The organism is Pseudomonas sp. BLCC-B112 (assembly GCF_028550695.1).
Lineage (GTDB): Bacteria > Pseudomonadota > Gammaproteobacteria > Pseudomonadales > Pseudomonadaceae > Aquipseudomonas > Aquipseudomonas danubii.
The window spans coordinates 435045-454892 of sequence record NZ_JAQQGK010000005.1 but is presented as its reverse complement, the minus strand read 5'-3'; the positions used below and the strand labels follow the sequence as shown (position 1 = coordinate 454892).

The window sequence follows — 19848 nt, the reverse complement described above, 5'->3', positions numbered from 1 at the left end:
TAGCTCCGTTAGCGGTTGCTGGACATGAATTGTTTGCAGCGTGCCGAAAGCGGGTTCTCGAAGACCTGCTGTGGCGATCCCTGCTCTTCGATCAGGCCCTGGTGAAGGAATACCACTTCACTGGAGACCTGGCGGGCAAAGCTCATTTCATGGGTGACCAGCAGCATGGTACGGCCTTCGTCGGCCAGGGCGCGGATCACGTTGAGGACTTCCTGGACCATTTCCGGGTCCAGGGCCGAGGTCGGCTCGTCGAACAGGATGACTTTGGGTTGCATCGCCAGGGTGCGGGCGATGGCGGCGCGTTGCTGCTGGCCGCCAGACAGCTGGGCCGGGTAGGCGTGGCGTTTGTCGGCGATACCGACCTTGGCCAGCAGCGCTTCGGCCACTTCGATGGCCTCGGCCTTGCTCTGGCCCAGCACCCGGCGCGGTGCCTCGATGATGTTGTCGAGCACGCTCATGTGCGGCCAGAGATTGAAATTCTGGAAGACGAACCCGATTTCGCTGCGCAGGCGGTTGATCTGCTTGCCGTCGGCGGCCACCAGCTCGCCGTTTTTCGCGGCCTTGAGCTTGAGCTCTTCGCCGGCCACCAGGATCTGGCCCTGGTGCGGGTTTTCCAGCAGGTTGATGCAACGCAGGAAAGTGGACTTGCCGGAGCCGGAGGAACCCAGGATCGATATCACGTCACCGTCGCGTGCGGTCAGCGAGATACCTTTGAGTACCTCCTGAGTGCCGTAGCGTTTGTGCAAGTTGCGGATTTCAAGCGCGGGCGTGGCCTCAGCCATGTGCGGTCCTCATAGAGTTCATTGTGCTCCTGCTGTTGGCGGCCTTCCTGGCGAGGCGCCAAGCTAGCATAGGGTTCGAATCGCAGCCAACAGCGCTACCGGAGGTAAATAGAGGGTATGTGGCAGGTTGTCGCATCAGCACAGAAGACTGTCGCCCCATCAACAACCGAACGCCCGTTTGAACCCTGAATTCGCCTGAAATCCGGTAGGTGTCGCGTAAAAAAAGGCGCGATGGTGCCAGCTTTGGCCGGGTGTTGGAAGGGTTAACGGGCCAAAGGTCATGGATCTGCTTGCTAATTGTGCATCACGCACTTTGGGGGTGTGTTTCTGGTGCGCTGTTTCGTCCTACAAAGTGAGTCGCCCGGTAACGAAGTGGCGAAATACCATTGTTCTCAATGACTTGGGATTTCCATCGGTCGGCTCGCCAACCCCTGTTGCCCGGGACTCTGTAACATTTTGGCGCAATTCTTGCGTACGAAATAAAGAACGCCCTGTTGAATTCTTTTTACGAGAACGAATGCAGACCGGGTGGAGTGACTCTTTTTTCGTTGCAAAGGTGCTTTTCATGAGCGGTACGCAACTCTCCAATGACCTCGAACAGGGGCTCAAACCACGGCATGTGACCATGCTGTCGATCGCCGGCGTTATCGGCGCGGGTCTCTTCGTCGGCTCCGGCCACGCCATCGCCGAGGCCGGTCCGGCCGTGCTGCTGGCTTACGCCGCCGCCGGCACCCTGGTGGTGCTGGTGATGCGCATGCTGGCGGAAATGGCCGTCGCCTCGCCGGACACCGGGTCGTTCTCGACCTACGCCGATCGCGCCATTGGCCACTGGGCCGGTTTCACCATCGGTTGGCTGTACTGGTGGTTCTGGGTGCTGGTGATCCCGCTGGAAGCCAACGCCGCTGCAACCATCCTGCATGCCTGGTTCCCCAACGTGGCGATCTGGGTCTTTACCCTGGTGATCACCCTGCTGCTGACCGCCACCAACCTGTTCAGCGTGAAGAACTACGGTGAATTCGAGTTCTGGTTCGCCCTGATCAAGGTGGTGGCCATCATCGGTTTCGTGATCCTCGGCCTCGCCGCCATCTGTGGCTTGCTGCCCAACAGCCAGGTCAGCGGCGTCTCGCACCTGGTGGACACCCAGGGCTTCATGCCCAACGGCATGGGCGCGGTGTTGGCCGCCATGCTGACCACCATGTTCTCCTTCATGGGTACCGAGATCGTCACCATCGCTGCGGCGGAATCCCACAACCCGGGCAAACAGATTTCCAAGGCCACCAATTCGGTGATCTGGCGGATTGGTCTGTTCTACCTGGTGTCGATCTTCATCGTCGTGGCCCTGGTGCCGTGGAACGACCCAAGCCTGGCCCAGGTCGGCTCCTACCAGACCGTGCTCGATCGCATGGGCATTCCCAACGCCAAGCTGATCGTCGATCTGGTGGTGCTGGTGGCGGTCACCAGTTGCCTGAACTCGGCGCTCTACACCGCCTCGCGCATGCTCTTCTCCCTGGGCAAGCGGGGCGATGCTCCAGCGGTCGCCAAGCGCACCAATGCCAGTGGCACGCCATATTGGGCGGTGATCCTGTCCACCGCTGCGGCTTTCCTTGCGGTGTTCGCCAACTATGTAGCGCCGGCTGCGGTGTTCGAGTTCCTCCTGGCCAGTTCCGGCGCCATCGCCTTGCTGGTGTACCTGGTGATTGCCGTATCGCAACTGCGCATGCGCCAGAAACGCATGGCCGCCGGCGAGAAGATCGCCTTTCGCATGTGGCTGTTCCCCGGCCTGACCTACGCGGTGATCGTGTTCATCGTCGCGATCCTGGGCATCATGCTGTTCCAGCAAGAGCATCGGGTGGAGATCCTCGCCACTGGCCTGCTCAGTGTCATCGTCATCGCAGCGGGCCTGTTGGTGGCCCGTCGGCGCAAGGCCGAGCGCAGTGGGGCTCTGGCGCTGAACTGACGGTTTGATTCACTGCTTGTGGAAAAAGGCTGCGCTCAGAGATGACCGCGGCCTTTTTCATGTCCGGATGCAAGGTGGCATGTCTGCTTGTGGCGGGCTGATGCTCACTCGCGGTCTGGCGTCGGGGCGCTTTACGCTCGCAGGTCGCCTGCTGATAATCCACCGCTCGGTCAGCTTGGGATGCAGCGATGAAGGGCTTGGACATGGATTTTGCCGAGTGGGAAATGCTCGACCTTGAATGGCATCAGGGGTTTGCCTTCGTGGAGGGGGCGCTGTTGGTGGAGGAGCGGGCCCGGGATGTCTACCTCATGCTGCAGCGTGAGGGGCGGGCGCCGGCTGAGCAGGCTTCTCAGGCCGCGGCCGAGCAATACCCGGTTTCCCCGCTGGTAGAGGGCGAACCGCTCTGGCGCCATCGTGTTCATCGGCACCTGCTGCGTGATGCCCGGGCCGATTACTATGCCTTGCCCCGTTACTTCGAACGTTACGGCTACCACCCGTTGCAGGCGTTGCCGGTGCGCGTGTGTCGCGGGTTGCGAAGCCTGGGCCATGACCATTGGAGCGATCACCAGCGGGCCTACTTCTGTCACGACTATGGGCTGGCGCTGATCGAGGACGCACACCCAGAGCGTCTGGCGCTGCTGCACCCGGTGCCGGAGGACTGGCCTTCATCTGCGGTGCTGTTCAGTGACGGCGCCAAGGTCTTCCTGGGCGCACGGGCGATCGCCAGCGCCGAGGACCGGGTGCGTGGCACCAACCATCCGGCTTATCAGGTGATCAATGATCAGGTCTGCCGGGGCGGCGTGCCGCTGCACCAGAAGGACGGTTCGCCGTTGCCGATTGCCAATCCGGACGGTTTTCACATGCTGGCCCGGCGCTGGGGCACCGACGGGCATTCGGTGATCGTCCAGGCGCAGCAGGGCTCCAGCATTGCCTACGAGTATTTCTACCGCATCGACAAGGCCGATCTGGCGACGTTCTGTGTGCTCAATGAGCGCTACGCCAAGGACGCCCAACGGGCCTACTTCCTGACCGGGAAAACCCTGCGTTATGTCGGCGACTTTCGCTTGCTGAACCGCGTTGAGTCGGTGTTCGATGCTGCGGGGCGAGTCTTGAGTCGCAGTGAAACGCCGGACCCGTACGTGGCCGTGGACGACCAGTTTGTCTACTGCAATGGCACCCGCTTGCGCGGGGCCCATGCTCCGAGTTTTCGCCACCTGGGGTTTCATTACTACGCCGACGAGCAGCGCGCCTATCTGTTCAACAAGCCGCTGGACGTGGATGTGCAGAGTTTTGTGGTGGCCCGGCTGGAGCGCGGTGAGTACAACCATTCACCGGTACTGGTGGGCGACAAGCACGGCCCTCTCGGTTCGGCTGGGGTGATTGATGACGGGATGCTGCAGGAGTGGGCCGCGTTCTTCGAGGCTCACCCGCAGTTGCAGGGCTACTGGTGGCACCGTTTGCAAAAGCCCTGTGAGCCAGCGGCGACAATGCCCGTCCTGCGCTCCATCGGCTTGGGGTTTGAGCTGGGGCACCAGGTGCACTTTCATGGTCGCGCTATCAATGGTCTGGATGCCGGCAGTTTCAAGCTGCTGGACACGCACCTGTGCGGTGATGCCAACGGCTTGTACCTGATCCCCTTTCATCGTGCCGAGACCCAGGTGCCGGAGCGATTTTCTTCAGCCTCCGTCGACCAGTACCGCGCCCTGGGTGGGCCCTACCTGACCGATGGCCAGACGGTTTTTTGCCACAGGGTCTTTTATCAGGCGCCTGAGCCGCTGGGTAAGGCGGATCTGGCCAGCTTCGAGTCTTGTGGGCATGGCTGGGCCAGGGATAAGGGCGCGGTGTACTACTACAGCGAAAGAAAAAGGAACCTCGACCCGGCCCACACGCGCTTCATGGGCAGCTACGCCTTCAGCGCGACGCAGATGTTTTCTGCCGGCAAGGCGCTGGAGGTGGAGTTCAGCCCGGAAGAAGTGAGGGTTCCCCATCCGGATTTCTTGCAGCTGGGCACGCGCAAGCTGTTCTGTGGCCGGCGCCCGGTGAGTGCCAAGCGCATCGACCTGGCCAGCCTGGAGTTTCTCGCGGACCGCTATGCACGGGACAAACAGCGTTTTTACCATTACGACGGCTACGCGACGCTCAGCGAAATCAGTGCCGAGCAGTATTGCCAGGCAACGACGAAGGACCTGGCCGGGGACCCTGAACATTTGGCTGTTTGAACGGTAAAAAGGCTGCTGTCAGCATTGACGGCGGATTTTTTTATCGGATCTGTGACTTGTTACATGGCGTTTCATGGACAGCCCGCTGGCGAAATAGTAGCCTGCGCGCTCTTCGATAAGAGCTCTTGCGTGCCAGCGTGAGAGGAGCTAGGGAATAGCGCTGTATTGCAAGGGATTGAATGCTTGTCGGGGCTCTGAATCCGCCTTTCGTCTCTCTCCCTTGATCCATTTGCGTCGGCCCATGCTCCTGATTGTCCGCACTTGCCCCTGGCATGGCTGACGGTCCCGGCTCGAAGAACGAGCATTCAGGGTTCAATGGTGATCGCCCGGCCATTGCTCTCTTAAAGAAAGGGCGGCAAGGAGACGCGCATGGCGTTCACTAAAATCATCTTCAAAAACCCGAACACCGGAGCCATCAAGGAAGCGCCAGTTGGTTTCTCCTGGACCGTGTTCTTCTTCGGCTTCATCCCGGCACTGTTCCGCGCCGACTGGAAATGGGCCGCCATCATGTTCCTGCTGGCCATGTTCACTTTCGGCCTGAGCAACCTGGTGTTCATGTTCATCTACAACAAGCTGTATGTACGCGACCTGATCGGCTCGGGCTTCAAGGCCCAGTCCATTGCCAGCGGCGACCTGAACTTCGCCAGCTCGCGCATCGGCATGGAAATCCCTCGGCTGGAAGCGGCCTGAGCATCACGCCAGGCGGTTTAGCTGAAACGGAAAAGGGCGCATTCATTGCTGAATGCGCCCTTTTTCATGCCCGGAAGAAACTCAGCCTTCGGCGCTGAACAGTGCCTGGGATGCGGCCAGGTAGTCGGCCTGGAAGGCCTCGGACTCGATCCAGGCCAGGGCCGTGGCCTCGTCGGCCTCGGTGGACCAGTTACGGTATTCGATCAGTGCTGCCAGGATGAAATCCGTGGCGCCCTGTTCGCCCTCCTGCTCGTAGACCAGCTCCAGCAGCGGGTCCGAGAGGAACACCGTGCACAGCGCTTGCTGGCTGGTTTTCTCAGCGTCACGCATTTTCACGAACAGCTCGGTCAGGTCTACCGATTCGAAGTCGATGCGGCTGTCGTTGGGGTCCAGTTCCAGCTCCGAGGTGGGGGCTGTGCGCTTGGCGCGGTTTTGCTTGGCCTTGGCCTTTGCCCGGGCGGCACGTTTGTGTTGTTTGTCGATCGATGCCATGGGCGTCTTACCTTGTTGCACAAAGGGGGCGGCGCTCGCGGATATCAGGCGAGCGGCCAGTCAGGCGGGAGAGGATGCCAGCAAATCACCGCGCTGGCACCCGCCATGGTCTCTTGGCGGGCACCGTCGATCCTGTATGAGTCGCGGGCTATTGCAGCGGTGCGCCTTTGCCGAAGGTTTTTTGCAGTCTTTTCCCACTGCTTGGGAATCTGATTTCATTTGCCGGGAAACTCCATGCACCATGGCTGCAAGAGGCCGCTATGCACTACCACACGCCCACTGACCGTCTGCTGCAAATACTCGTGGCCCTGGGGCAATCCCCGGAGGCCATGTCCGCCAAGGAGCTGTCGCTGAACTTGCAGCAGCCCTTGAGCAGTACCTATCGCCATCTCAAGACCCTGTTGCGCTGGGGGCTGGCCCAGGACAATGGCCAGGGCCGCTACCTGCCCGGGCCTGCTTGCCTGCAACTGGCGAAGAAGTTCGACCGCGAAGGCCTGCTGGTGACCCTGGCCAAACCGGAGCTCAACCGCCTGGCCGAGCTCAGCCAGGAAAGCGTCGCGCTGATGGTGCCCAGCAACGGGCAGGCGATCTGTATTGAACTGGTGGACAGCCCGCAGCCCCTGCGCTGCTGCTACCAGAAGGGCCTGGCGCAGCCGCTGCTGCTGGGCGCCTCGGCCAAGGTGTTGCTGGCCTACATGGAGCCTGAGCTGTGCTTGTCGATCCTGCGCCAGCGGGGCGTCGAGGAAGCGGATGTGGCCACGTACCTGGAAAGCTACGCGACGATTCGCGCAGCCGGGCATGCCGTGAGCCTGAGCGAGATCGACCACGGCATCTGGGGTGTCAGCGCGCCCTTGCTCGATAGCCGTGACCGCCTGCAAGGCGCCATCAGCCTCATGGCCCCGGCGTTCCGTGCCGAACAGCGCAGTGAGCGGCTGATTCGCTGGACCCGCGAAGCCGCTCAGCGTCTGAGTGCCCGACTGGATTGAATTGACTGGAGCAAGACCATGATCACTACCGCCCCCATGCACCTCTGGCAGGGTCGTATCGACCTGGCCGAAGGCCTGGCCGCCCGGCGCTGGCACCAGTGGGTACAACCCTGGTGTGAACAGCAGCCGGCGGGTGTTGCCTTGCTCGGGCTGGCCTGTGACGAAGGGGTCAAGCGCAACCAGGGGCGTACCGGTGCCAGCCAGGGCCCGGCGGCCTTGCGCGCGGCCCTGGCCAACCTGGCCTGGCACGGCCAAGGCCCGCTGTATGACGCGGGGGACGTGGCCTGTAACGGCCACCATCTGGAAAGCGCCCAGCAGCTCTACGCCAATCGCCTCGGCCAGTTGCTCGAACAGGGGCACTTGGCCCTGGGCCTGGGTGGTGGTCATGAAATCGCCTTTGCCAGCTTCAGTGGCCTGGCCGATTACCTGCGCCGCCAACAGCCTTGTCCGCGGATCGGCATCCTCAATTTCGATGCTCACTTCGACCTGCGTCATGCACCGCAAAGCAGTTCCGGCACGCCGTTCCGGCAGATCGCCGAGTATTGCCGACAGGCCGGCATGCCCTTCGAGTATTGCTGCCTGGGGGTCAGCGAGTTGAGCAATACCCAGGCGCTGTTCGAGCAGGCCCGGGAGCTCAATGTGCGCTACCTGCTGGACCGGCAGATGCAGGGCTGGAACCTGCCGGCAATCGAGGCCTGCCTCGACGCTTTTCTCGACGGTATCGACGTGCTGTACATGACCATTTGCCTGGATGTGCTGCCAGCCAGCCAGGCTCCCGGCGTCAGTGCACCCTCGGCCCACGGAGTGGACGTGCAAGTGGTCGAGCACTTGGTACGCCGCGCTCGGGCCAGCGGCAAATTGCGCGTAGCCGACATTGCCGAACTCAATCCCGGGCTCGACCAGGACCAGCGCACCGCCCGCGTGGCCGCGCGCCTATTGGCCAGCCTGATTCACTGAGGGGCACGCCCCTCGCCGCGCAACACCACAATGACAAGAAGAGATGTTTGCCATGCCGACTTTTGAATTGGACGCGCTGACCACCCTGGCGCTGGCCCTGATCCTGCTGGGGGTGGGAGCCCAGCTGAAGAAACGCAGCCGCTGGCTGACCCAGCTCTGTGTCCCGGCGCCGGTGATCGGCGGTTTCGGCTTTGCCCTGATTGTCTGGCTGCTGCGCGACCAGCAACTGCTGGCGATCAAGCTCGACACCGCGATCCAGACGCCCCTGATGGTGGCGTTCTTCACCACCGTGGGCCTGGGGGGCAGCCTCGGCCTGCTGCGTCGTGGCGGCAAGATCCTGTTCGTCTACCTGGGGGCTTGCTGGTCCCTGGCGCTGCTGCAGAACCTGGTGGGTGTCGGTGCGGCCAAGGCGCTGGGCATCGATCCGCTGCTGGGCATCATGGCCGGTGCGGTGTCCCTGGAGGGCGGCTTTGGCGCGGCGGCGGCCTTTGGTCCCATCGCGGAAAACCTCGGGGCGGTGGGCGCCACCACGGCGGCCCTGGCTTCGGCCACCTTCGGCATGGTTGCCGGTGGCCTGCTGGGCAGCCCGCTGGCGCGCTGGCTGATCGAGCGCAACCGCCTGCAGATCCAGGCCGATCAGGTCAGCACTTTGCAGCACCTGGAAAGCGCCGCCCAGGGCTCGGTGGCGCCTCTGGATGCGCCGACCTTGCTGCGCCTGCTGACCTGCGTCCTGCTGATCATGGTGCTGGGCTTCTGGATCGGCAGCGCATTGAACGAACACCTGGGCATTGTGCTGCCGAGCTACGTGGGGGCGATGTTCGTGGCGATCATCCTGCGCAACCTCAATGACCGGGCGCGAATCATCGACATCCCCGACAGCGCAGTGAACACCCTGGGCGACGTATGCCTGGGGGTGTTCCTGACCATGGCCATGATGAGCCTGAAGTTCTGGGAGCTGGAACAGCTCGGCCTGCCGCTGCTGGTGATCCTGGTGGTGCAGGTGCTGGTGATGGTGCTGCTGTGTGTGTTCCTGCTGTTTCGCCTGTTCGGCGGCAACTACGACGCCGCGGTGCTGTGTGCCGGCTTCATGGGGCACGGCCTGGGCGCTACGCCCAATGCGGTGGCCAACATGGGCGCGATCTGTGATCACTACAAGGTCTTTTCCTTCAAGGCCTTCATCATCGTGCCGTTGTGCGGTGCGGTGTTGATCGACATCGTGGCGATCCCGCTGATCACCTGGTTCATCAACGCCTTTGCCTGATCAGCGCTCCAGCATCAGCTGTTGCCCGGGGCTGTTCGGGGCCAGGCTGGCGTGCTGCAGCCAGTGCAGCAGCAGCGGCCAGAGCCGGCTTTCGAAGCGGCTGTGGAAGAAGGAGAAATGGCCGATCTCGGCCTCGCCGATGTCCTCGGGGTGAAGGCGCAGATGTGTACGTGGGCTGTTGCTGAAGTAGCCCAGTAGCCGCTCGATGGCCGTCACGGTGCCAAAGGGGTCGTCGCTGACACTGATGGCTAGGATCGGGGCGCTGACCTGGGCGAAGGGCTGCCCACTACGCTTTGCGGCCAGCCTGCGGCCGCTGGGGCGGCCTTCGTAGCGTGGGTGCGGGGTGGCCCAGTCGCGGACCACCCCAGAAGGTGTGTCCTCCATCCAGCCCAGGCGCTTGCCGGGGAAGTAGCCGTAGAGGCCCGTCAGCAGGGGCATCAACACATGCCATTTGCCCAGCATGCGCCAGCGCAGCCGGGGCTCGTAGTCACGCCAGTAGGCGAATTGCGCGCCCATGGTGGCCACGCGACGGATCACCCCGGCGGAGGCGGCCAGGCCCACGGCGCAGCCGCCGAAGCTGTGGCCCACCACATCAATCGGCTGTCCGGGAAACTCGCGCTGGGCCCGTTGCAGCATGGCTTCGAAATCCAGTGCGCCCCAATCCGACCAGGATGCCTTGAACCCCTTGAGCGAGCCCCGACGCGACTCGCCGATGCCGCGATAGTCATAGGTCATCACGTCGAAGCCGTTGGCGAACAGGTAGTCGGCGAAACGAAAGTAGTAGCGGCAGCGCACCGAGGTCGCGGCGTTGATGATCACCACCGGCCGTGCCGGATCGGCTAATGGGTGGCGCCAAGTGAAGCCGCCAAGGAGAACGCCATCCGCCGCCGGTTCGCTGAAGGTTGCGCTGGGGCCTGGATCTGCACCTGAATCTGGACCGGCAGCGGCGGGGCGGGTGGCAGGCAGTTCGGGGGGCGACAGCAGGGACATGGGCGGTTGTTCCTGGGCGGCTGGTGTGGGGTGGGCAAGCCATCTCGCTCAGCGACGAAGTTGTTGTGCGTTCATTAATACCCGGCCCATCCGGGGTGCGGCAACTGCCAGCGCGTCCGCTCGTTGGGGGATGCCTGGTTGCCGGCGACTTTACTCCCGCGCCGGCCCGGGGGAATAATCCGAGCCCCGGCCACGGCCGGGCCCCTGACCCCGATGGAGCGTTGAGCATGGAAGTGAAGCAGCAAATGGCCCCGGAACAATGCCAGGGCATGGAAGATATCCGCCGGGAAATCGACACCCTGGATCGGGCGGTAATCGCGCTGCTGGGTGCGCGTTTCAAGTACGTGCTGGCCGCGTCGAAGTTCAAGACCTCGGCGGCCACGGTGCGGGCCGAGGAGCGCTTCAAGGCGATGCTCGCCACCCGCCGCGAATGGGCCGAGGCCGAAGGCCTGAGCGCGGATGCCATCGAGAAGCTGTACAGCGATCTGGTGCAGCATTTTATCGCCGAGGAGATGAAGCATTGGCAGGCTGCGCAGGCGCTTGCCTGAAGTTGCTTGCCGACGTTCGGCGTTGATCGGACTCTGCGGCAGAGGGCAGGCCCTCTGCGTTGATCGGCGTCGCCGCCGGTAGACTGGCGGCCTTTTCTCGAACGATCAGGAACGACAACCATGCAACTTCGCTCATGGACAGGGCTGGCGCTGGCAGCGCTTTTGGCTGCGACCGTACAGGCACAGGCGAGCGAGCCTTCCTCGGTGTATCTGCGTTGCAGCATGACGCCCGAGCAATACGCCCAAGCCATGGCTGCGCCGCCACGCCCGGCGATTTCCTACAGCGATTGGCAGAAGTGGTTCGACAGCAAGGACATGTACGGCTCGGCCCGGGTCGATGCCGAGTGGTTGCAGGATTCCGGTGCGCGCAGCCTGCAGGAAGTGGTGCAAATGTGGACGGGCACTGGCGGCTCCTCCCAATACGATCCGCAGACCGGTCGCTGGCAGTTCGCCCTGCTGGAGTTCACCGACAACTATGGCGAGATGATCCAACTGCTGGCGCCGCTGCGCAGCGTCGCCCCTTACTGCCAGCCCGGCTCCGACAGTTTCCTGCTGATCTACTCCTACATTTGGGGCGATGGCGACAACGCCTACCTGACCCTCAACAAGCAGCGCAGCCAATTTGCCGTCAAGCCCACCCAGGCACAACGCGTCGAGGCCGATGCGGCGCTCAAGGTGTTGATGGATGCCGGTTCGCAGTGAAGTGGTTGGGCGGCTGAAGTGCTGCAGCGCCCTCTTTGGGGTTGGTTTGAGCGCGGGCGGGCCGGTTACTTTCAGTCACCAGGTGAGGGCTTGCGCTGATCGGACCTGCTCTTTACTCTGCGCCGGTCGCTGCCAAATCAGCGGCCGGGCGTAGGAACCCGATCATAAGATGCGTACCAGCACCCAGCGCTTTGGGTGCTGTTTGCTGCCTATGCGTTATGGCGGCTGTACGCGGGCACGCTTCGGCGTGGCCGGATCTTGTGACCGGTTCCTACCCCCGCGTGCAGCTGCCACCTGGCCGGTAGGAAGTTGGGTGGTAGCTCCTCATACACAAGGAGTGTCACCAATGAACGGATATATCCCTCTTCACCACACGCCAGCGGACAACCCCGTCCTGCTGATCAATCCCCATGCGCCCCTGGTCGATCTCCTGGCCTGCGCCGATCAGCGCATACGCGCCCTTCACAAACTGATGAACAGCCTGTCCTGCATGACCGCGCAAACGGCTGACGCCAGCGACCTGTTCCAGATCGCCGACATCGCCTCGCTGCTGCTCGGTGATGGCGTGGCCTTGCTCGATGTGGCCCAAGGGCAGGCGATGGAGTGGGCGGATAAGGCCTTCTGATCGGCGCAGGCGGTGCGCCAGTGCGGCCAGGGTTGGTTTGACTCTGGTCGCCCTTGGAGAGCCTGAGGGCGTGTCATGGCGCTTCAAGCGGTGCCGGTATGAACCCTTGCTCTCGAAGCGCCTTGATCATTCCTCTGATGAGGTAGCTGTTGGAGAAACCGATGGTGTACTGCCGGGCGTTGGTGCTGATGGGTAACAGCATCCCCTGGTCCACCAGTTTCTTTATTTGATAGGTCCTTTGCCCGGCAGTCAGCTTGGGCAGCGCCTGGGCGATATCGCTCGATTTAACAACACCTGACTTGATCGCCGTGGTCAGTACCGTTTCTTCCGCAGCAGTGATCCATTGTCGATCCCGAGCAAAGGTAATGGCGGGAGCCAGGATGTGCCGGGTCAGGTAGCGATAGTCGGTGAGGCGGTTGACCTTTTCCAGATCGTCCCTAATGCCCTCTAGAGCATAGGTACACCAGGTCTCCAGTCCGGCCTTGGTTCCTTGGTCCGCGGTGGCGAGCATGGCGTAGTAACGTTCCCGATCGTTGAAGAAAACAGCGGTAGGGTTGAGTACGCGGCCACCCGTATCGACGTTGAAGCCATATTTCATCAGCTGTGCGTAAGTCAGGAGGCGCACCACGCGACCATTGCCGTTGCCAAAGGGGTGAATCCAGCCAAACCGGTGATGGGTCAAGGCCACTTTCATCAAGTCGTATTTGGGCAGGTCCTCCCGATTGACGAACTCCACCAGCTCTTGCATGTAGCTGGGCACCATCAGGGCATCAGGAGGTAGGTGGGCGGCCTGAGCGATCTGCACTGCGCCCTGGCGATAAGCTCCAGGCGTCTTATCGTCCTCTCGCTCCAGGTCCTGGACGGTCATCGCGTGCAGCTCTCTGATGGTGAGCTCGGTAATCGGTGTTCCCGGGTCAATGGTTTGCTCGATGAAGTCCAAGGCTTTTTCGATGTTCGCCACTTCGCGTAGCTGATCGGTGTCCTCGGCTGTGCCTTCAACCTTGCTCTCGATGTAGTCGGCAAGTGTTGTGTGGTTGCCTTCGATGCGCGCCGAACCCAGGCTTTCCAGGATGTGGAAGATCGTTTTCAGCTGATAGAAGACCGCAGGAGGCGTATCGCCTTCCAATCGCAAGCGCCGAAGGTGCTCAAGCTCGCTGAGCACGTCCACCAGATTGGAGTCGAAGGACGGGTTTAGCAGCTCAAGATCGTGATGGAAGAATGCAGGCATTGTGCAAACATCTCGAAAGCCGAAAAAATTATCTATGATTTTTTTGCTGTAAGCCCTGTTCTATAGGGGTTTTGGTCGAATATCAAAAGATGATTATCTCAAGATGGTTCTTCATTTAAGTGGATGTTTGAGAAAAGCTGAGGCGAGATGCGCTGTATTGGCGGCGTGATGGTCGCGCAGTGGCTTGGTTGTGCAGAAAAGAAAGCGGGGGGGGGATCGCGCGGGGAGCGGGAAGGGTCAAATTCCAGGCAACAAAAAACCCGCACTAGGCGGGTTTCTTGGTTGCTTTCACGTGATGTAAACACCACCTGAAAGCTGAAGGTGGTGCCCAGAGACGGAATCGAACCGCCGACACTGAGTCAAAAACTGTAACCCCTTGAATTGCGGGGCTTAGAAGCCCCCCGCGGGAACGAAGTGTACTCGCCCTGTGTACCTCTGGCTAGGTCGGCGGGCAGTGTGCTATTACTCGATCCGACTTAGTTTGGCGTGAAGTGAGGGCGGGTATGAGTAGGGTGTTCTTCAACGTAAAGGTATGTGGAAAGGAATCGCATCGTGATGCTTTTCTAGACGGCTTTTTGCACATGAATCCGTTGGGATTCTTCCGGAAGTATGAGGAAGGAGCGGTGGCCAACATCGCGGACCGGCATGAGGCAACTGTCTCGCTATTGCAGCCGGGGCAGTTCACCATGACTATCACGAGTGATTACCTGCCGGGCGGGGAATATACAATCCCGGCAGAGGACTTGGCGGGGCCTTCGGTTATCCAATACGACGCACACAACACCCTGAACGTGCTCTGCCTGTATGCGGTGCACGAGCGGGGGTGCACTTTTGAGTCGGAGGACGACTTCGAACGCTTCGTTGAGGCGCAGATGATGAAGTCCGAGGTGGATGATTTGGGCGACTATGCCGCCGTGGTGGTCGACACCGTTGCCTTCCAGCAAAGAGTGCTTCAGGTTATTCGGAGTAATGGCTTTGGTGCTGTGGCAGGGCTGGTGGACTACTACGATCCTTCGACTTTCCACGGCTCATTTGACAAGGCCCAAGCCTTACTGAAAAAGCGGAATGATTTTTCCCATCAGCGGGAATACAGGTTTGCTGTAGACCGGGCCGTTCATGAGGAAGCTCCCTATACGCTTCCGGTGGGGTCGCTCCGCGACATTGCCATAGGGTGCCGGACGTCGGAGGTCAACGATTTGATTCGAAATTATCTTCATCAGATGAAGACCCAGGGCGTTTTCGGATAGGGCTTAAAACGGGGGAAAAATCTGAGGGGCTTTAGTAAGTAATGAGGTCGAACCGCTTCCCCCCCCCCCCGTACCCGCCTCGGTCTTTTGTTCCGTTGGGCGTCACATCGTCGCGGAGGCTTCGTCGACTGCGGCCCGCTTACATCAGCATCTGGTAACCACCACTCCAGCTTCAAGTCTGTCGTTTTTGTGGTTGTAAGGGTATACCTGGCCAACCACGGTGGGAGGCGTGACCAGCTGTGTTCGTTTAGATCTATTTGACCACTATTGCGACCACGCCTATAGTGACCACACTTCTACGACCACAGGGGGCTTTACTCCATGTTCATCCGTGCCTATCTCCGCGCCTCTACCGCTGAACAGGACGCCACTAGGGCCAAGCAGTCGTTGGTGGACTTCGCCAAGCAGCACGGGCACACCATCGCCACGACCTACACCGAGAACGTAAGCGGAGCCTCCCTACAGCGACCTGAGCTTTTCCGTCTCCTGGAAGACGCCTACCCCGGGGACGTTCTCCTGGTCGAACAGGTAGACCGTCTATCACGCCTGACCGAGGCTGACTGGCAGAAGCTCCTGGCGGTAATCAGGGATAAGGGCGTGAAGGTCGTGTCACTGGACTTGCCGACGTCACACATGGCGATGGCTCCGACGAATACGAACAATGCCGCTGACGCCTTCACAGGGCGTGTCATAGAGGCCGTCAACGCCATGTTGTTGGACATGCTTGCCGCTGTAGCAAGGAAGGACTACGAAGACCGTCTAAGGCGGCAGCGGCAGGGCATTGAGAAGGCCAAGAACGAAAAGCGCTACGTGGGTAAGTCCATTGACCAAGACAAGCACAAGCGCATTCTGGCGTGCCTGGCTAAGGGTATGGGCATCCGGGAAACCGCATCAGCCACCGGCACCAGTACGGCGACAGTGCAACGCGCCAAGAAGCTCCAGGCAGCCGCCGCTCAGTGACAGACCACGAGCTATGAGTTCATGGGATACCACATACTGGTCCGGAACCGGACCTGTCGAATCGCAGCTGAGGCCCGCAGCTACGGGGCTACAGGCCATAGAATCAACGTTATCACACTTCCTAACCAGACTGTTTCGAACCCGTAAGCGCTGCTAAAAAGTGGGCTCCAATTACCTGGAGTCCCCTCGAAATGACGAAGAAAAAGAAGTCGAGAAGCAAGCGCACAATCAAGGCTCAGGCCAGGTTCAGGCCCGAGAAGGCGTTGGTAAAAAGTGGGATCTACGCCGTCGAGGAGCCCAAGTCGCAGAGGAAAGTAGCCCAAGAGACGGAGCGGCTAAACGCCATTGAAACGAAGGCGGCAAGGATTGCCATCGAGAAAGGGAAGAAAATGGCCAAGATCGAGGCATACGCCAAGGAACACGGCATCACTATCACCCAGGCCATGATCCACTTCATGTAGGAAAATGAGCACCGGGGAGGACGTCCAGGCGAATTATGGCCCTTCCTTGCACGAGGAGAAGGCGTCCTTACCCTCTACCTCCGACAGTCCGTTTTGAGCAGCCAGGCAGGCACCAAACTCCAGGTGCCACATTCAGTCTGCACCGTCGATCCCGTCCGAGTTTGCGCTAACCCCCCATTTCATCCATCACCCCTGAGCGCGTCCGCAACCCTTGGCCCTGCGGGGTTTGAGGGTTGAGAACGGCAATTAGTGCCAGTCAAGGAGAAAGGCACCCGGCGTCCCACTCAAGCGATGCCACGGGCATTAACGCCAATCCTTGTATAACCAGACCAGGAGCTGTGCCTGGCGGCAGCTCAATCACATTTCCTGCAAACCATCCCCCCTGCCTGGGCAACCACGGCGGGGCATTTGCGTTTGCTATCACCGGACTTCAATCCCATGAAACAGCCCATGCGCCTTGTGCGCCTCAATCTACACCTACGTGCGGACCACCTTGACCGCCTGACCCAGCTTGCCAGCGCCATCAGTCGGCGCAAAGGACGTGACACACGGCTTGCTGAAGCGCTGGAGTTGGCCCTGGTCAGCGGCCTTACGTGGACTGACGTCGACATGCTGGACCTCCTCAAGTCTGACCTGGAGGCGCCTTGTTGGCGTGCCCTAGGTCCAGTCGTGCGGACCCGATAAGAATGCAGGGACGACTTCAATCCATCCCGCTGGACAAGGTAATCACCAGTCCACGACTTCAGAATCGCAATGCTGCCTCACCATGTATGCAGGACAGGCTCCCGTTGACGCCGGCCACCATTGAGCATCTGGACGGCCTCAAGATGGTTCTCAAGCGTGGGGAGCGCCTACCCCCTGTTCTGGTAGTCCCAGCCGAAGACGACAATCCTGGGCGGTTCTACCTGGTTGACGGCTACCACCGTTTTTGGGCGCACCAGGGGCTCAATGTGGAAGTCATTCCAGGGCTTGTGCTGGACGGCAAAGGTTTTGCTGACGCACTGGTTGCCGCTGGTACGGCCAACAATGACCACGGCCTACGGCTCACCAAAGACCAGAAGGTTGAGAACGCGTGGCGCTGCTTGAACTATCCCGAAACCGACTTCTACCGGCGTCTAAACAAAACCCAGGCGGAGGCTACGTTGGGTGTCGACCGGGAAACCATCAAGAAAATGCGCCAGAAGGTACGTCAAAACGGAGTCGCGTCGGGAGTTATCGACGCTAGTCTCAAAGGCAAGGCGGCAGAGGAAGCGTTGCTGGCCTACTGGAACGACAACCCCGCCCCTTATACCTGGCGACTGGCTAGGAGGGACGGCAGCAGCGAACGGAAGAATCCACATTGGCAGGAGAAAAAGGCTGCGCGAGCCCTCGCCCAAGTTTTAGCGGACTTCGAGGCAGCCTATGGGGCTGACGTCGCCAAGAGGGCCATTAATGCTGTGGGCTTTCATTTGCACAACGTTAAGCCGGTCGAGGGCATGGACAAGGTGCGCCGCGCTTTCTCCGTATGCGCCCAGCCGATACCCGAAGACGATGAAGTAACCCTCTCCGTAGAGGACATGGACGCGTTCCTGGACTGGCAGCGCGAACAGGGCTTTGACGTCCAGCCACAACCGCACTTCAACGACACAGAACACCACCTCCCTTCGGATTACTGAAGGGCATCACGTGGGTATCGTCAGGGGGGTCTCATACCTACTTGCGCCCACGCCGAACTCGAAACATCAAAGGACATCAATCCATGACCACGTACATTGCTTACGTCGACGGCGCCTGCCCGAACAACGGAAAACCCAACGCCAAAGCTGGCTGGGGCGCCTACATCACCAACCCCGAGGGCAAGACACTGAAGCTTGCCGCTCCGGTCCCTCGTAACCAGCCCCAGACCAACAACAGAGCCGAGTTGCTGGCAGCCCTGGAGGCGCTGAAGCGGTGCAACAAACCTATGCCTATCACGCTCTACAGCGACTCTCAGCTTGTGGTCAAAGGGGCGAACGAATGGCTGCCCAACTGGAAGGCCAAGGGCTGGAAGACGAGTAGCAAGAAGCCTGTTGAACACCGCGACCTGTGGGAGCAAATCGACCAGTTCATTCAGCAGCGGGAAGTAACATTTATTTGGGTCGAGGGGCACGCCGGCAACTTGGGCAATGAGGAAGCCGACACCCTGGCCTGTCGGGGAGCTAACGGAGAGTGCGTTTTTGAACTGACCATGGCTAACACCGCAAGCTAATAGCTGATGGGGTGGATGGGGCTTGTACATCCATCCCCCTGTCGTTTTAGCGGGTACTTTAGTGAACCGAGCCTCCGCATGAAAGCCTTCAACAGCATCCTGAAGGGCTTCCAGAAGGTGGTCCAGCAGTTGGAAGACCTGGCCAAGCGCAACCACGACCAGGCCGACCTGAAGGTGGAACAGGCTGAAGCCCTGGACGACCAGGCGAACGCCCTTCGTGACGAAGCCAAAGCCGCCGAGAAGGCCGCAACCAACATTCGCGGGCTCCTGGAGGGCAAGGTATGAATACCAATCCTGACCATCCGTACATCGTCAGCATGCGCAAGTGCATGTTGGAACAACGCGACGAGCTGAACGACCACGAAAGCATCCTGATCCACCTGTTCGAACTCGCCGTGCCTGACCGGGCGGTGAACGACCCGAAGCTGTACTGGGAGCAGTACATCGCCTGGTACAAGGCCCGCCTGGACGCCTCCGAGAAGTACTGGGACTACCCCGCCCAGGCCACCTCCGAGAAGTACAAAGGCCCTTCGGTGGAGGCCCGGGTATGAAGCGTCGCATGGATCAAATCCTGGAGCTGTTCCAGGAGCTGCTGGAGGTCGACGGCTACAACGCTGACGACATTGAGCGGGTACGCCAAAGCCTCCACGAAATTAAGCCTCTGACGGCCCTGGGCACCCTGTCCTACATGCACCACTTCACGCAGCGCCTACACGCCACGCGGCTGGTGGAGGCTGCTGTATGAACCAGGTGCAAAACTTCGCCTTCGGCCCCGTGGACGTGCGCGTCATCGAGCAGGACGGCGCCCCCTGGTTTGTGGGGGCCGATGTTCTGAACGTGCTGTACGGCCGTACCACGGGTATGGGCAACGTCTACGTCCGCCTGGCCGCCGACGAAGTCACCAAAGTGAATCGCAGTCACTTAACTGGGATCCCCGGAAAACCTATGGTCCTGGTCAGCGAATCCGGCCTCTACAAGCTGGTCATGCGCAGCGACAAGCCCGAGGCCAAAGCCTTCCAGGATTGGGTCACGCGGGTAGTCCTCCCAGCCATCCGCAAGGACGGCGCCTATGTCATGGGGGAGGAGAAGGTAGCGACCGGCGAGCTGTCCGAAGACGAGCTGGTCATGCGGGCTATGACGATTATGACCCGCAAGGTCGACCGTCTGACCCAGGAGCGCGACCAGTTGGCCCGGGACAAGCAAGCCCTGGCTATCACCAATGAAGCCCTCCTCCCGGCCGCTACCGTGGGCCAGGCGCTGGCCAAGCGTAAAGCCCTGGGCGTGGTCGACTTCTGCCGCAAGCTCCCAGGCGTGGCGGTTAACGCCGTCCAGACCCGCCTGTACGACATGCAATACCTCCACAAGAAGCCAGGCCACTGGTCTGTCTACGCCAGGTTCAAGGGCGTCCTGTTCGACGAAACCTACGACCACCTGGGCTATTCCAAAGTGGTGGTCCTGGAGGCTGGCCAGCGCTTTCCCTGCTACCATCGGTCAACAAGCACTGACCGGAGCTAAG

General features: G+C 60.8%; 22 protein-coding genes. 18 read left to right on the top strand and 4 right to left on the bottom strand.

The genetic code is table 11. From position 1 onward, the window contains the following. Nucleotides 1-8: 8 nt before the first annotated feature. Nucleotides 9-782, bottom strand: a complete 774-nt coding sequence (locus PQT43_RS15935) for an ABC transporter ATP-binding protein (protein WP_102862716.1) — start codon at nt 780-782, stop codon at nt 9-11. A 565-nt stretch (nt 783-1347) separates the two neighbouring features. Here PQT43_RS15935 and gabP point away from each other — a divergent pair. The 3 genes from gabP to PQT43_RS15920 all read left to right on the top strand — a co-directional run bounded on the left by gabP (nt 1348) and on the right by PQT43_RS15920 (nt 5648). Next, the gene (gabP, locus tag PQT43_RS15930) at nt 1348-2739 is read left to right on the top strand and encodes a GABA permease (RefSeq protein WP_110595351.1); all 1392 of its coding nucleotides are present in this window, start codon (nt 1348-1350) and stop codon (nt 2737-2739) included. Between the two features lie 188 nt (nt 2740-2927). Further along, a complete protein-coding gene (locus tag PQT43_RS15925) occupies nt 2928-4958 on the top strand; it encodes a DKNYY domain-containing protein (protein WP_253084309.1) in 2031 nt (676 codons plus the stop codon). A 369-nt stretch (nt 4959-5327) separates the two neighbouring features. Then, nucleotides 5328-5648, top strand: a complete 321-nt coding sequence (locus PQT43_RS15920; RefSeq protein ID WP_025128407.1) for a hypothetical protein — start codon at nt 5328-5330, stop codon at nt 5646-5648. 81 nt (nt 5649-5729) lie between these two features. On the opposite strand, the gene PQT43_RS15915 is transcribed toward PQT43_RS15920, so the two are convergent. Beyond that, complete coding sequence (locus PQT43_RS15915) at nt 5730-6140, bottom strand: hypothetical protein (RefSeq protein ID WP_102882141.1); 411 nt, start codon at nt 6138-6140, stop codon at nt 5730-5732. Between the two features lie 260 nt (nt 6141-6400). On the opposite strand from PQT43_RS15915, the gene PQT43_RS15910 reads away from it, so the two are divergent. Genes PQT43_RS15910 through gltS form a run of 3 tightly spaced genes read left to right on the top strand, consistent with a single transcriptional unit; the run spans nt 6401 to nt 9344 of the window. Continuing rightward, nucleotides 6401-7126 (top strand): IclR family transcriptional regulator, encoded by a 726-nt coding sequence (locus PQT43_RS15910; RefSeq protein ID WP_110595355.1) that lies wholly within the window; start codon nt 6401-6403, stop codon nt 7124-7126. 18 nt (nt 7127-7144) lie between these two features. Further along, nucleotides 7145-8083 carry a formimidoylglutamase gene (gene hutG / locus PQT43_RS15905; protein ID WP_253084308.1) on the top strand — a complete coding sequence of 313 codons (939 nt, stop codon included), beginning with the start codon at nt 7145-7147 and terminating at the stop codon, nt 8081-8083. 52 nt (nt 8084-8135) lie between these two features. Next, nucleotides 8136-9344, top strand: coding sequence for a sodium/glutamate symporter (gene gltS, locus PQT43_RS15900; RefSeq protein ID WP_110595515.1), 1209 nt, complete (start codon nt 8136-8138; stop codon nt 9342-9344). On the opposite strand, the gene PQT43_RS15895 is transcribed toward gltS, so the two are convergent. Continuing rightward, complete coding sequence (locus PQT43_RS15895; protein WP_253084307.1) at nt 9345-10334, bottom strand: alpha/beta hydrolase family protein; 990 nt, start codon at nt 10332-10334, stop codon at nt 9345-9347. A 227-nt stretch (nt 10335-10561) separates the two neighbouring features. Here PQT43_RS15895 and PQT43_RS15890 point away from each other — a divergent pair, with 227 nt between their 5' ends. From PQT43_RS15890 to PQT43_RS15880, 3 genes are all read left to right on the top strand, one after another. Further along, nucleotides 10562-10882 (top strand): isochorismate lyase, encoded by a 321-nt coding sequence (locus tag PQT43_RS15890; RefSeq protein WP_123391653.1) that lies wholly within the window; start codon nt 10562-10564, stop codon nt 10880-10882. A 120-nt stretch (nt 10883-11002) separates the two neighbouring features. Continuing rightward, a complete protein-coding gene (locus PQT43_RS15885; RefSeq protein ID WP_272754281.1) occupies nt 11003-11584 on the top strand; it encodes a hypothetical protein in 582 nt (193 codons plus the stop codon). 346 nt (nt 11585-11930) lie between these two features. Continuing rightward, entirely contained in the window at nt 11931-12209 is a 279-nt protein-coding gene (locus tag PQT43_RS15880) for a hypothetical protein (RefSeq protein WP_272754279.1), read from the top strand. Nucleotides 12210-12282: 73 nt separating this feature from the next. Here PQT43_RS15880 and PQT43_RS15875 read toward each other — a convergent pair whose 3' ends face one another. After that, nucleotides 12283-13437, bottom strand: coding sequence for a Fic family protein (locus tag PQT43_RS15875; protein WP_272754278.1), 1155 nt, complete (start codon nt 13435-13437; stop codon nt 12283-12285). Nucleotides 13438-13940: 503 nt separating this feature from the next. Here PQT43_RS15875 and PQT43_RS15870 point away from each other — a divergent pair. The 9 genes from PQT43_RS15870 to PQT43_RS15830 all read left to right on the top strand — a co-directional run bounded on the left by PQT43_RS15870 (nt 13941) and on the right by PQT43_RS15830 (nt 19847). Continuing rightward, entirely contained in the window at nt 13941-14684 is a 744-nt protein-coding gene (locus tag PQT43_RS15870; RefSeq protein ID WP_272754277.1) for a hypothetical protein, read from the top strand. 321 nt (nt 14685-15005) lie between these two features. Continuing rightward, nucleotides 15006-15644 carry a recombinase family protein gene (locus PQT43_RS15865; RefSeq protein WP_272754276.1) on the top strand — a complete coding sequence of 213 codons (639 nt, stop codon included), beginning with the start codon at nt 15006-15008 and terminating at the stop codon, nt 15642-15644. 191 nt (nt 15645-15835) lie between these two features. Further along, a complete protein-coding gene (locus PQT43_RS15860; RefSeq protein WP_272754275.1) occupies nt 15836-16105 on the top strand; it encodes a hypothetical protein in 270 nt (89 codons plus the stop codon). A gap of 788 nt (nt 16106-16893) precedes the next feature. Continuing rightward, nucleotides 16894-17760 carry a ParB/RepB/Spo0J family partition protein gene (locus tag PQT43_RS15855; RefSeq protein WP_272754274.1) on the top strand — a complete coding sequence of 289 codons (867 nt, stop codon included), beginning with the start codon at nt 16894-16896 and terminating at the stop codon, nt 17758-17760. Nucleotides 17761-17843: 83 nt separating this feature from the next. After that, nucleotides 17844-18332, top strand: a complete 489-nt coding sequence (locus PQT43_RS15850) for a ribonuclease H family protein (protein WP_272754273.1) — start codon at nt 17844-17846, stop codon at nt 18330-18332. A 78-nt stretch (nt 18333-18410) separates the two neighbouring features. Then, nucleotides 18411-18617 carry a hypothetical protein gene (locus PQT43_RS15845; RefSeq protein ID WP_272754272.1) on the top strand — a complete coding sequence of 69 codons (207 nt, stop codon included), beginning with the start codon at nt 18411-18413 and terminating at the stop codon, nt 18615-18617. Next, nucleotides 18614-18883: a hypothetical protein gene (locus tag PQT43_RS15840; RefSeq protein WP_253083673.1), complete on the top strand. Its 270-nt coding sequence runs from the start codon at nt 18614-18616 to the stop codon at nt 18881-18883. The genes PQT43_RS15845 and PQT43_RS15840 overlap by 4 nt, the downstream gene beginning before the upstream one ends. Next, complete coding sequence (locus PQT43_RS15835) at nt 18880-19077, top strand: hypothetical protein (protein WP_272754271.1); 198 nt, start codon at nt 18880-18882, stop codon at nt 19075-19077. Before PQT43_RS15840 ends, PQT43_RS15835 begins: the two co-directional genes overlap by 4 nt. Further along, the gene (locus PQT43_RS15830; RefSeq protein ID WP_272754270.1) at nt 19074-19847 is read left to right on the top strand and encodes a BRO-N domain-containing protein; all 774 of its coding nucleotides are present in this window, start codon (nt 19074-19076) and stop codon (nt 19845-19847) included. The genes PQT43_RS15835 and PQT43_RS15830 overlap by 4 nt, the downstream gene beginning before the upstream one ends. The last annotated feature ends 1 nt before the right edge of the window (nt 19848 follow it).

Excerpts from the sequence above, each read along its gene's own strand:
- PQT43_RS15935 (WP_102862716.1), bottom strand. The coding sequence starts at position 782 with ATGGCTGAGGCCACGCCCGCGCTTGAAATCCGCAACTTGCACAAACGC.
- gabP (WP_110595351.1), top strand. The coding sequence starts at position 1,348 with ATGAGCGGTACGCAACTCTCCAATGACCTCGAACAGGGGCTCAAACCA.
- PQT43_RS15925 (WP_253084309.1), top strand. The coding sequence starts at position 2,928 with ATGAAGGGCTTGGACATGGATTTTGCCGAGTGGGAAATGCTCGACCTT.
- PQT43_RS15920 (WP_025128407.1), top strand. The coding sequence starts at position 5,328 with ATGGCGTTCACTAAAATCATCTTCAAAAACCCGAACACCGGAGCCATC.
- PQT43_RS15915 (WP_102882141.1), bottom strand. The coding sequence starts at position 6,140 with ATGGCATCGATCGACAAACAACACAAACGTGCCGCCCGGGCAAAGGCC.
- PQT43_RS15910 (WP_110595355.1), top strand. The coding sequence starts at position 6,401 with ATGCACTACCACACGCCCACTGACCGTCTGCTGCAAATACTCGTGGCC.
- hutG (WP_253084308.1), top strand. The coding sequence starts at position 7,145 with ATGATCACTACCGCCCCCATGCACCTCTGGCAGGGTCGTATCGACCTG.
- gltS (WP_110595515.1), top strand. The coding sequence starts at position 8,136 with ATGCCGACTTTTGAATTGGACGCGCTGACCACCCTGGCGCTGGCCCTG.
- PQT43_RS15895 (WP_253084307.1), bottom strand. The coding sequence starts at position 10,334 with ATGTCCCTGCTGTCGCCCCCCGAACTGCCTGCCACCCGCCCCGCCGCT.
- PQT43_RS15890 (WP_123391653.1), top strand. The coding sequence starts at position 10,562 with ATGGAAGTGAAGCAGCAAATGGCCCCGGAACAATGCCAGGGCATGGAA.
- PQT43_RS15885 (WP_272754281.1), top strand. The coding sequence starts at position 11,003 with ATGCAACTTCGCTCATGGACAGGGCTGGCGCTGGCAGCGCTTTTGGCT.
- PQT43_RS15880 (WP_272754279.1), top strand. The coding sequence starts at position 11,931 with ATGAACGGATATATCCCTCTTCACCACACGCCAGCGGACAACCCCGTC.
- PQT43_RS15875 (WP_272754278.1), bottom strand. The coding sequence starts at position 13,437 with ATGCCTGCATTCTTCCATCACGATCTTGAGCTGCTAAACCCGTCCTTC.
- PQT43_RS15870 (WP_272754277.1), top strand. The coding sequence starts at position 13,941 with ATGAGTAGGGTGTTCTTCAACGTAAAGGTATGTGGAAAGGAATCGCAT.
- PQT43_RS15865 (WP_272754276.1), top strand. The coding sequence starts at position 15,006 with ATGTTCATCCGTGCCTATCTCCGCGCCTCTACCGCTGAACAGGACGCC.
- PQT43_RS15860 (WP_272754275.1), top strand. The coding sequence starts at position 15,836 with ATGACGAAGAAAAAGAAGTCGAGAAGCAAGCGCACAATCAAGGCTCAG.
- PQT43_RS15850 (WP_272754273.1), top strand. The coding sequence starts at position 17,844 with ATGACCACGTACATTGCTTACGTCGACGGCGCCTGCCCGAACAACGGA.
- PQT43_RS15845 (WP_272754272.1), top strand. The coding sequence starts at position 18,411 with ATGAAAGCCTTCAACAGCATCCTGAAGGGCTTCCAGAAGGTGGTCCAG.
- PQT43_RS15840 (WP_253083673.1), top strand. The coding sequence starts at position 18,614 with ATGAATACCAATCCTGACCATCCGTACATCGTCAGCATGCGCAAGTGC.
- PQT43_RS15835 (WP_272754271.1), top strand. The coding sequence starts at position 18,880 with ATGAAGCGTCGCATGGATCAAATCCTGGAGCTGTTCCAGGAGCTGCTG.
- PQT43_RS15830 (WP_272754270.1), top strand. The coding sequence starts at position 19,074 with ATGAACCAGGTGCAAAACTTCGCCTTCGGCCCCGTGGACGTGCGCGTC.